The organism is Clostridium sp. YIM B02500, assembly GCF_022324665.1.
In the GTDB taxonomy this organism is placed as follows: domain Bacteria; phylum Bacillota; class Clostridia; order Clostridiales; family Clostridiaceae; genus Clostridium; species Clostridium beijerinckii.
In genome coordinates, this window is the sequence record NZ_JAKGTE010000007.1 from 201,261 (window position 1) to 213,103 (window position 11,843).

Annotated in this window: 10 protein-coding genes; 3 read left to right on the forward strand and 7 right to left on the reverse strand. The window is 29.6% G+C overall.

The window, feature by feature from the left end; translation table 11 throughout:
* Positions 1 to 2: 2 nt before the first annotated feature.
* Positions 3 to 1,022: a tRNA (adenosine(37)-N6)-threonylcarbamoyltransferase complex transferase subunit TsaD gene (tsaD, locus tag L1S46_RS08360; protein ID WP_041893764.1), complete on the reverse strand. Its 1,020-nt coding sequence runs from the start codon at positions 1,020 to 1,022 to the stop codon at positions 3 to 5.
* A 476-nt stretch (positions 1,023 to 1,498) separates the two neighbouring features.
* Here tsaD and L1S46_RS08365 point away from each other — a divergent pair, with 476 nt between their 5' ends.
* The gene (locus L1S46_RS08365; protein ID WP_023974830.1) at positions 1,499 to 2,197 is read left to right on the forward strand and encodes a RusA family crossover junction endodeoxyribonuclease; all 699 of its coding nucleotides are present in this window, start codon (positions 1,499 to 1,501) and stop codon (positions 2,195 to 2,197) included.
* A 21-nt stretch (positions 2,198 to 2,218) separates the two neighbouring features.
* Positions 2,219 to 2,782, forward strand: coding sequence for a GDSL-type esterase/lipase family protein (locus L1S46_RS08370; RefSeq protein WP_238899736.1), 564 nt, complete (start codon positions 2,219 to 2,221; stop codon positions 2,780 to 2,782).
* A gap of 77 nt (positions 2,783 to 2,859) precedes the next feature.
* Here the strand turns inward: L1S46_RS08370 and L1S46_RS08375 are convergent, their stop codons facing one another.
* Positions 2,860 to 3,816 (reverse strand): NAD(P)/FAD-dependent oxidoreductase, encoded by a 957-nt coding sequence (locus L1S46_RS08375; RefSeq protein ID WP_238899737.1) that lies wholly within the window; start codon positions 3,814 to 3,816, stop codon positions 2,860 to 2,862.
* 24 nt (positions 3,817 to 3,840) lie between these two features.
* Entirely contained in the window at positions 3,841 to 4,413 is a 573-nt protein-coding gene (gene yedF, locus L1S46_RS08380) for a sulfurtransferase-like selenium metabolism protein YedF (protein ID WP_238899738.1), read from the reverse strand.
* 289 nt (positions 4,414 to 4,702) lie between these two features.
* Between yedF and L1S46_RS08385 the strand changes: the two genes are divergently transcribed.
* Positions 4,703 to 6,586 (forward strand): LTA synthase family protein, encoded by a 1,884-nt coding sequence (locus tag L1S46_RS08385; RefSeq protein WP_238899739.1) that lies wholly within the window; start codon positions 4,703 to 4,705, stop codon positions 6,584 to 6,586.
* A gap of 56 nt (positions 6,587 to 6,642) precedes the next feature.
* Here the strand turns inward: L1S46_RS08385 and L1S46_RS08390 are convergent, their stop codons facing one another.
* The 4 genes from L1S46_RS08390 to L1S46_RS08405 all read right to left on the reverse strand — a co-directional run bounded on the left by L1S46_RS08390 (position 6,643) and on the right by L1S46_RS08405 (position 11,606).
* On the reverse strand, positions 6,643 to 7,452 hold the full coding sequence (locus L1S46_RS08390) for a putative ABC transporter permease (protein WP_238899740.1): 810 nt from the start codon (positions 7,450 to 7,452) through the stop codon (positions 6,643 to 6,645).
* 45 nt (positions 7,453 to 7,497) lie between these two features.
* A complete protein-coding gene (locus L1S46_RS08395; protein ID WP_238899741.1) occupies positions 7,498 to 8,841 on the reverse strand; it encodes a TldD/PmbA family protein in 1,344 nt (447 codons plus the stop codon).
* Positions 8,842 to 8,843: 2 nt separating this feature from the next.
* The gene (locus L1S46_RS08400) at positions 8,844 to 10,229 is read right to left on the reverse strand and encodes a TldD/PmbA family protein (RefSeq protein WP_011967718.1); all 1,386 of its coding nucleotides are present in this window, start codon (positions 10,227 to 10,229) and stop codon (positions 8,844 to 8,846) included.
* A gap of 291 nt (positions 10,230 to 10,520) precedes the next feature.
* Complete coding sequence (locus L1S46_RS08405) at positions 10,521 to 11,606, reverse strand: polysaccharide deacetylase family protein (RefSeq protein WP_238899742.1); 1,086 nt, start codon at positions 11,604 to 11,606, stop codon at positions 10,521 to 10,523.
* Between the last annotated feature and the right edge of the window lie 237 nt (positions 11,607 to 11,843).

Sequence of the window (11,843 nt, forward strand, 5' to 3'; positions counted from 1 at the left end):
CTCTACCTCTCCCCTAGTTTTAAGTTAGGTTTTGCATTTATATTTAAATCTGATACTGCTCCCTCTTGATAGTTGAAATATGCTGCACTTCCTATCATTGCTGCATTATCTGTACACAATATAGGTGATGGGAATAGAATTTCAATCCCTTTTTTTCTACCTTCCTCTAGCAAAGTTTCTCTTAAACAAGAATTCGATGCAACACCACCTGCCACTGCAATCTTTTTTATTCCTTTTCTTTCACAGGTTAAGAATAGATTGGTCTTTAATACATCTATTATCGCATTTTGAAATGACGCTGCAATATCAGCTTTATTTATCTCTTCTTCTTTCATTTTTGCCTTATTTAAATAATTCAACACAGCTGATTTAACTCCACTAAAAGAAAAATCTAATGTATCATCCTGAAACTTAGCTCTTGGAAATTCTATTGCATCCTTATTTCCTTGCTTAGCTAGCTTATCTATTTTGGGTCCGCCCGGATATCCAAGTTCTAATGCTCTTGCCACCTTATCATAAGCTTCTCCTGCCGCATCATCTCTTGTTTGGCCAATAACCTCAAAATCCCTATATCCTTTTACATGCACAATAAAAGTATGTCCTCCTGAAACCACTAGTGAGACAAAAGGTGGCTTTAAATCTTTATGCTCAATAAAATTAGCACTAATATGTCCTTGTATATGATTAACCCCAATTAAAGGCTTTTTAGAACCTAATGCCAATCCTTTTGCGTATTGAAGCCCAACCAAAAGTGCCCCAACAAGTCCTGGTCCATACGTAACTCCTATTGCGTCAACATCGTCTATTGAAATTCCTGCTTCTAATAATGCGGCTTTTACAACACTATCTACTGCCTCAATATGCATTCTCGATGCAACTTCTGGAACCACTCCTCCAAATTTTTTATGAGTATCAATTTGTGAAGCAATTATATTTGATAAAACTTCTCTACCATTCACAACTACTGCAGCAGCAGTTTCATCACAACTTGATTCTATTGCTAAAATTATTTTTTTATTCATATCTAATACCTCTTTTTATTACAATTCAAATAAAATTATTTATTCTGATCTATCTAAATAAGCTGATTAAGCCTATTTATAACTTAATTTTAACTAATCTAACAAGAGAAAACTTTGATATATTAGTTAAAATTAAGAACTAGATAAATTAAATACTTTACTATAACATTATTTAATTTATCTAAATCTATTTTATCTTAAAAAAAAGATAAAATCTCGTATTTATATATTGTTTAATATCTTCTTAATATTTATGAAATCATATCTTTTCAATGCGCAAACTATTCTATATTTTAATTACTAAAATATTATACTTTATCTATACAATATTATCAAAGTTCAATTTTTCTAGTTATACAAATGCACTTAACATATATCTTATTCTCACAATTTCATTGTAATATTAACTTGTTGTATAAAAGGTACATATGATGTATATTTGAGATAACAAATATACTTTCACGAGGAGAATTTAAATGTCTAACTATGCTAAAGTTATAATTAAAGGATCACCTATTACAAAATCCAATTTTAAGTTACACAATCTAAATGGACGTGCAATCCTACCACATAGCTCTGGGAAATATCATGATAGGTATGCTCTATACGAACAGGAAATAGCACTTCTTGCAAGAAATCAAAATCCTGATGTTGTTTTTTCTGAAAGTCTAATAGCTTTACTAAGAGTATATTATAAAAGTGAAAAGCGTCATCCAGATACCATTAATATTACAAAAAGTATATTTGATGGCATTGAAAAAAGTGGATTAATTATAAATGATGCTCAGATAACCAAAATCTTTACAGAAGAATATTATGATAAAGAGAATCCAAGATTTGAACTAGAACTCTTTGCTGAAAGTGAATATGATTTTAGCTATAAAGTTGTCAAAAGAACTACTTCCTTAAAACCTAAATTATATTCTCCAATAAGAAAAAATATACTATCTGATAAAACTAGTAGTTCTGCAACTAATTATCAAAAAGATAAACTTGATTGCAATGCTGAAAATAAACGTGATAAAAAATCAAAAAAAACCTCATCTAACTCATTAATGTCTAGCGAAATGATTATATGTAGCATCTGCAATAAAGCCATTATTTCAGATGATTATGTAAAAGCCGATTCAGGAAAAACATTAATATGTAAAAAGTGCTTTAACAAACTATTCTAATTACATAAAAGGAGTCTATATATGAATAATAAGCTTGATATCATTTTCTTTGGAGACAGCCTAACTTTAGGATATGGGGTAACTAAACAAAATTCTTGGGTTTACAAACTTACGCAAGAACGCTCCCTTTCATCATTAAATAAAGCCTGTAATGGTGATACTACCACTTCAATGCTTACTCGCTATAATGATGATGTTTTAATTTATTCTCCATCGAAAATTTTTATAATGGGAGGTAGCAATGATCTTCTTCTAGGACGCAAAATTCCTTTTATAATTAGTAATATTGAAATAATGATTAATGATGGACTAAATATAGGCTCAAAAGTGACTTTAGGAATTCCCCCTAAGATTATTGGCCAAATGGCAAATTCGCTTTTTTCTCCTTCGCATCTATATTCTTATGCAGAAAAAGAACTTCAATATTTAAAGGATGAACTCATTAAATTATCTAATAAATACAATCTTCAATTTATCAATTTCTACGATTTGACATTTAATAGGGATGATATTTATTTAGATGGAATTCACATGAATTCACTTGGCCATCACCTAATGTATGAAAATGCTCTCAATTATTTTTAAACCATATTATTCTGTGAACTAATTAGCAGTAATTTTAGCTTTTATTATATTACTGCTAATATATCTCTACCTAACTTCTACATGCTTTCCTTTACAAATCTAGCCGCAATAATTCCACATTGTATACCATCAGTTTCTTCCATCCAAAACGCATTTTCTCCGTATATAACATTTCCACAAGCAAAAAAACCCTCTAAAGATGTTGCAAAGTCTACTACTTCAAATCCAGATGTCTTAGAATTTATATCAAAACTTGTTTTTTTAATTACGGTTGTTTCTGGCAAGAAATTAACTGATAATAGAAGTGAATCACATTCCTTTTCTATTATTTCTTCATTCTCTAAATTAACTATTTTTAGCTTCTCAATTCGTGTTTTCCCTTCAATTTCTGTTACTCTAGAATTCTCTATTACTGGTATATCAAAGCCATCAACAATATCTCGTATTTCCGAATTAGCCATTTCTTCAAATGTATTCTCAATGACAACCGCTTCTATATTTCCACCTTCTACTATAAGCCTTCTTGCAACTATGAATCCCCATTTATTTTTCGCTATAATCACAGTCCTTCTTCCTGGTAGATATCCATCTAAATTAATTATTTTATGAGCCTCTCCTACAGTGAATATTCCTGTAAGTCCATTGGTAGGAATTATAACATTTCCTGAATATGTTTCTTTTGCTCCCATAGCAAATATTATCGCTTGAGCGGTTAAATCTTTAATACCATCTCTAGAATTTACATATGTAACTTTTTTTCCTTCAGTTACTTCTAAAACTGTAGTATCTAAAAGTATTTCTATTTCAAATTCTCCTAACTGCCTTTCTATAAAATCAATATACTCTGGGCCGGTCACTGGCTCATCTAGAAAGTTTTTTCCAAAACCATTATGAACACATTGATTGATTATTCCCCCAACGTTAGACTCCTTTTCAATAATTAGTATTTTTGTTATTCCCTCTCTTGCAGCTCCAAGTGCAGCTGTCATTCCCGCTATTCCTGCCCCAATAATAATTAATTCATAATCTGGCATTATAATATCCTCCACCATTAATTCCTAAAGCTTTATTAATTTCTTTGCTTTCTTCATTGCAACTACCATATCATACATGCTTGCTATTTCTCCAAAAGTTATTTGTTCTGTTAATTTATAATAATCCAAGGATGTATCACTTATTAAAAGTTTAACGCCCTTTTTATATAACATTCTTATATCTTCTATAGCCTTAGAATCCCTTTTAAACAACTTAACCCCTGAATTTAAGAATAAAATTTCTTTTGGAAGTTTATCATACTCATTCAATGCTTCGAAATATTCACTCATTAAAGTTATTCCTAAATCATCATTTCCCTCACCAATTTTATCTCTTGTTATTAATATAGAAAAAATTTCTTCCTCATCTTCTGATTCTAGGCATCCTCTCTTTTCCATCTTTATTAAAAATCTATTTTTTTCATCCTCCATATCTACTTTATATCCTTTATGCGCTGCATACCTTATAACATTTGACCGCCCTAATTCATTGTTTACTACTACAACAGCTTCCCCTTCTCCAATTGAATTAAAATACTTCTTAACTTCTCTTATTATTTGTAGATATGATAATCCTCTGCAATCTATTTCTTTCATATGTTTGACCCCTTTATAATTATTTTAATCTATAATTAATATATCAAATTTTTCAATCGATTTCTTAACTAATATATAACTTAATTTAAAAATATATTAAATTAAGTTATTATAAGTCTATTATATAAGTTTTCCCACATTAATAGTATACCATGCTAATTTTTATATATAGTTTTTTATTCACAAATTATTTACCTTTTAATTACTAATATATCATTAATTTATATTTGTTTAATCCATAAATTTATGTATACTATAATGTAGTGATATATTGAATTGAGGTGAAATCATGAGTTCTTCTAACTCATATGTTGTTAATTTTTTTAAAAATAGCTTAGAAAATAATATAAAAAAAGATAAGGTTATAAGATTAATTTTCTTTCTAATAGCTCTTGTCTCTATAGTATTAAAAGGGATTATATTTCAAGGATTTGTTACGAGCAAAGATCCATATACATTTAGTTTTTCTACTGGCTATGAATCTGCTAGTTCTTTCTTAAATTATTATGTGGCCTTTACTTTAATATTCTTAAGTTTCTCATTATTATTTAAAGGTAAAGGTAGAATAATCTATACTCTAGTAATCGATTTTTCTTTAACACTATTAATATTAATTGATGTATGGTATTTTAGAGGTTTTTTAACTGTTCCATCTGCGTTAATATTAACTCAAACTGCTAATTTAGATAATATGTCTGGAAGTATATTATCAATGACCAGCAATTTAGATTTTATATTTGTATTTGATTTTATAATACTAGGTATATATGCTTACATAACTAGAAAATCATTTACTCAAGTACATAAACGAGCATTTAAAACATTCTTTTGTACTTTTGTTTTGCCAATATTATTTATAATTTATGTACCTATCAGTATAACTGTATTCAATAATACAGATGTTCATAATGCTTACTTATTCAGTAATTATGATAAGTCAAATACTGCCAAATACTTTTCTCCTATTGGATATCATATTATGGATTGTTATACAGTTTATAAAGATTCTAAACCATATAAATTAACAGATCAAGATAAAGCTGATATAAATGAGTTATTTGAAATAAAAAAAGAGAACCTTCCAGATAACGAGTACCTTGGCATGGCAAAAGGAAAAAATTTAATTTATATTCAAGTTGAGTCTTTAGAAAACTTTGTTATCGGAAAAACAGTTAATGGAAAAGAAATAACACCTAATTTGAATAAATTAGTACAAAAATCATTGTACTTCCCTAATACCTTTGAGCAAGTAAACGAAGGGACAAGCTCCGATGCTGATTTAATGGTTAATACTTCAATGTTGCCTTTAAGACAAGGAAGTACATTCTTTAGATATCCAAATACTAATTATAATTCCTTACCAAATTTATTAGAAGGTGAAGGCTATGCTACTTCTGCTATTCATCCTGATAAAGGTTCTTTTTGGAATTATAAAAATGGATTGCTTGGAATAGGCTTTGATAAATTTACTGATTACTACTCATTTAATGTTGATGAACAAATTGGCCTTGGTATAAGTGACAAAAGATACTTCGAGCAAGTTGTTCCTATGTTAAAAGAATTAAAGCAGCCATTCTACGCTGAAACTGTAACATTGACAAGCCATGGTCCATTTGATCTTCCAGAAAAGTATAGAGAGCTTGGACTTGATCCTGAATTAAATGAAAGTAAACTTGGTGGATATTTTGAAAGTCTTCACTATACAGATAAACAAATAGGTTATTTTATTGATGAATTAGATAAAGAGGGATTACTTAAAAATAGCATTATAGCAATAATGGGTGATCATACAGGAATTCATAAATATTATGATGATAGCATTGGACAGCTATCTCATAAAGAAGATTGGTATCTAAATACAGGAAATCCGACTGTTCCATTTATTATCTATAATCCATCTACAAATGAAGGAAAAACATTTGATAAAATGTACAATGGCGAGATTGATGTAATGCCAACACTCTTATATTTACTTGGAGTTGATAAGGATAAGTACGAGAACACTACTTTAGGTAGAAACTTATTAAATACAAATAAATCTTTTGCCGTAATAACTAATGGAACACTTAAAGGCGGGGAAAACTTAACAGATAAAGAAAAAGATATTTATAAAAAATCATTAGATCTTTCGGATAAAATGATACGTGCAAATTATGCTCATAATTCTAATTAGATAATGATATTTTAACTATAGTAAAGAGATGGTCAAATAAAATTTGACCATCTCTTTTATTTTTTCTTAATCTTTTTTATCTCTTCTTTTAATATATCTAGTGAATGTTGATACTTCAAAGACTTTATATTTGGAAATGCTTTAATTATTCGTTTATTCACGGCCTTATTGCTTAAAACCAAATTTTCTAATTTAAATTTTAGCTTGCTAATTTGTTCTTTCGCATGAATAACTTTTTCACTTTCCTGTTCTATCAAGCCATCAAATCTGCTTAAATTTTGTTGTAGAACCACTTTATAGCTTTCAGTTCTTTCTCTTATCTCATCAAATAAAGCGCTCATTTCTTTGAGTTTTCCACCTAATTTCAAAACTTTAACTGTTGTAGTTATCCCATCTGTCAATAAATATAAGAGTGAAATATCACAAATCCACATAGAAACCTTTAGTGATATGTGACTAACTAAGTCTATTATAATTGGATTAATAACTTTTATTGTGATTAGAGATAAAAGACCAAATAACACTGAATTTAATAGACATACTCTGCCCTTTATATTAAATTTATAGCCTGAATAATCCCACCATTTAAGATTAAATATTGTTTCTAGCAAAAAACCTGTTAAATACTCTAATATGCTTGTAAAAATCATTGCACTCAAGAATAAAATTACAATATTATCTGAAAATGGAGCTAGCAATATAATTACTATAAGTGCACCTGATCCATAGATAGGGCAAAATGGTCCTTTTAAAAAACCTCTATTTACATACTCCCTATCGATTATAGAGCAATATATAGTTTCACATATCCATCCGAGAAAGCTATAAATTATAAAAGAAAAAAGATACATATAGATTATATTCATAACTATTTAACCTACCTTAGCATATCTATTAAATTAATAACAAAATTATTTTCCAGCTATTGAAAGTTCTTTCACAACAACTGACGGACATCCTATGCTACTCATCGGGAACTTTAAGTCACTTCCTACTTCCTCTATATCTTTCAGTAATGTAAAGAAATTTCCTGCAACTGTAATTTGTTCTACCGGAAAGCTCTTCTTTCCATTTTCAATCATAAATCCTTTAGCTGCTAAAGAAAAATCTCCAGTTACAGCACTAGCTCCAGAGTGAAGGCCTGCAAAATCTGTAATTATCACACCTTCTTTAACTTCATTGCAAAGTTCTTCAAAAGATTTATCACCTGGATTTATATAAAAATTTGTAGCACTAACACCTACTATTGATGCATACGAAGCTTTGAATCCATTTCCTGTGGATTTAATTCCTGCCTTATGCGCAGTTTTTAGATTATATAATAATGTATTCAATTTTCCTTTAGATATTATCTCTTTTTTGATAGTTGCTACTCCTTCATCATCAAATGAAGTTGTTCCAAGCCCATCCTTTAAGTGAGGATCATCAATTATAGACACTACATCTGATGCTATAATTTCACCTTCTTTTCCTTTCAGCAAAGATAACCCCTTTTGTGCTTGCTCTGCATTAAAAATTCCTGAAAAAGTTCCAAGCAGTGATACCATGGCCTCATTATTTATAATTATCTTATATTTACCTGATGGAATGCTTTTTCCACCAATTCTTGAAAGCGCTTCTTCAAGACCTTGCTTAGCTAAACTTTTTGGATCTATATCATCTATCTTTTTAGCCATAACATATCCTGTTCCATCATACTTTTCATTATTATCTTGTATTATTGGAACGACATATGCACTTAGATTATTTCTTTCATTTTTCAAATTAAGTCCCTTTGAATTTATTATTCCATAGGTAGCTTTACCATATCCAATTCCACAACCTTGGAAACTTACAACTTTATCACATTGTTTTTTACATTCCTTCTCCATTTCTAAAGAAAGAGCTATAAGCTCATAGGGCTTAATATTATCCAAATCTTTTTTGTAACAGTCTAATTCTTTATATTCCTTATCCCCTTCATATATAAACTGTTCATCATCATTTTCTATAGCAAATGCCGCTTCCTTTGCATTTCTTATAAGAGTTTTTATTGCTTCTTCATCTAATATTTCAGTATATGAATATCCCATTTTGTTATTGATTTTTCCTCTGAACGAAAGACCAAAGGCATTATTTAGTTTATATTTTTCAACTTCACCTTCATAAATACTTAAACTTAAACTTTCAGCATCAGAATAATATATTTCAAACTCTTCAAAGCCTGAATTCTTAGCTTCTTTAAATAATTCTTCTTTAAATAATTCAAAATCCATATTTATCTACCTCCAACAGTCATTTTCTTTACTCTAATCATAGGCTGACCTACGTTGGTAGGAATACTTCCTGATGATGAGCCACACATACCTTGAGCTACATCTAAATTATTTCCGACCATATCTATATCCATAAGTACTTCACTACCTTTACCAATAAGACTTGCTCCTCTTACTGGCTCCTGAATCACACCATTTTTAACTAAGTACCCTTCTTGAACTGCAAAATTAAACTCACCAGTTACAGGGTTAACCGATCCGCCTCCTAGCTTCTTTGCATATAATCCTTCTTCTATAGATTTAATTATATCATCCGGATTATCATTTCCAGCTGCTATATAGGTATTAGTCATTCTTGAAGTTGGTTGGAACTTGTAACTTTGTCTTCTTGAACTTCCTGTAGCCTCCATATTCATACGTCTTCCATTTAACTTATCAATCATATAACCTTTTAGAACACCATTTTCAATTAAAATATTTTTTTGTGTCTTATTACCCTCATCATCTATATTTAGCGATCCCCAAGCATTAGGTACAGTTCCATCATCTATAGCTGTTACCTTTGTTGATGCAATTTTCTCACCTAATTTATTGGCAAAGACTGAATTTCCTTTAGCTACAGCACTAGCTTCTAAAGAGTGTCCACAAGCTTCGTGGAATATAACACCCCCAAACCCATTATCTATAGCAACAGTCATATTACCTGCTGGACAGTTCTTTGCATAAAGCATCGTATGAGCTATTCTCGCTGCTTCCTTTCCGTGATATTCTGGATCAACACTATCAAACATTTCAATTCCCATATGTCTTCCAGGTCCTTCAAATCCAGTTTGGTTTTCGCTCCCTTTTGATGCTATTGCACTTATGCCTAACCTTGTTCTTATTCTTGTATCTTGAACATATAAACCTTCAGTGTTTGCAATTAAAATATTTTGCTCTTTATCTGCATAACTTGTAATAACTTGAGAAATATCACTGTTATAATTCTTTGCTGCATTATACGCACTTTTTAAAATTGCTATTTTTCTATCGTATGCAACATCCTTAGGATAATACAATATTGGATGTATTGTAGATATACTCTTCTCAGTTAATACTATTGAATTTATTTCATTTTTATTTACATCACCTAAAGCTAAAGCTGCTCTATAGGCAGTGTCTAAAAGACCACTTAAGCTATTATTATTTGTATAGGCATATACACTGTTCAATCCCTTGAATATTCTTATTCCTATACCATAACTTCTTCCACCTATGGCATCATCTACTTTGCCGTCAATTAATGCTATAGAATTATTAATTGAATTTTCTTCAAATATCTCAGCAAAATCTCCACCAGTTACTAAGCACTTTGCTAATACCTCTGCTACAATATTTTTTGATAACATCTTATTCCTCCTTATTTCTAATATAAAGATAATTTTCAGTAATATTATAATTATATACATTCTATTATTAAGATTATTGTTATAAATTATAACCTTAGTGCTTCCATGTATGCAAATCTAATTATATATTAATAGTTTATCATTAATTATTTCTATTTCAATTAATTGATAAAAATAATATTTGTACCAATTATATAAAAAAACTATGTCATTTTCATTTATTTCAATTTATGTAACCACAGTTTAGCTACATAAATTAAGATAAATGAAAATCAACATAGTCATATTAGGCTATTTCATAATTTTAAATTCATATCCTTGTTGTTTTAGATATTTGATTATTTCTGGCAACGCTTTTGCAGTTTCCTCTTTTCCATAAGTATCATGCATTAATATGATTGCTTTTTCTCTTCCTGATACAGTTTTTATAACTTCCTGTTTCAACTGCTCTGCATTTTTATGTGCCCCTTCTGCATCTTGAGACAATGAATTCCAATCTATTTGATGGTAGTCTTTTTCATGAAGAGCCTTATCCATTGCATCAGCCCCCGATGGGTCCTTCTTATCCCATGTCATTTGACCTCCTGGGAATCTAACAGCTCGTGTAGAAAAATCCTGTCCTAAAATGTTTTTTAAAGATTGATTAGTTTTTTCAAAATCAGACATACAATTTTCCAAATTTATTTTTCCATTTGGATATAAATATCCATAATTATGTGAATAAGTATGATTACCTATTGCATTTCCTTCTACAAGTTCTCTTTTAACTATATTTCTATTAGCTTCACTTTCATCTATTGCTTTTCCCACAAGAAAAAAAGTAGCATGAACATTTTCTTCCTTAAGAGTATCTAAAACTTTTGGAGTTACAGTTTCTGACGGACCATCATCAAATGTTAAATAAACAACTTTCTTTCCATCAGCTCCATCAGGCATTTGACCCTTCATCTGCTGATTTAAATATTTTTCTATAAAAGCAACATCCTCTACTTCTGAACTTCTCACTGAATTATATACGTTACTATCTGTTTGATTTTTATCTCCTTCAGAATATGGATTTCCATTTGCATTAAGAACTTCTGCTGTTTGCTTATTAATAACAGATTTTTGTACCGTAATAGCGATTCCTACAATTATAGCTACAGCTATTATCGTAAGTAAAATAGCAAATTTTCTTTTTTTTATACCTTTGAAATCTTCTTCACCAACTTCATCGATCTCAAATGGCCTTATATTATCACTAATATCATTAGTTTCAGAATTATCATCTATCTCACTATTTTCAACAGATTCATCAGCCTCACCAGCTTCTTTTGCTTCAGTAACCTTACTGGTTTCATTACTATAATTCATACTATTATTAATGTCATCGCTCATATTATAATACCTCTTATATTTCAATAGATTTTATTATTAATTATTCCGTAGTATCTAATTTAGTTATTAATAACTTTCACATCCATATATAGTATAAGTTTTTACTCTATTTTATACAATAAAAAAAAGCCGATTTCTCGACTAAAAATTCTTTTATTATAAATATGGCTCCGCGAAGAGGACTCGAACCTCCAACCTATCGGTTAACAGCCGAGTGCTCCACCATTGAGCTATCGC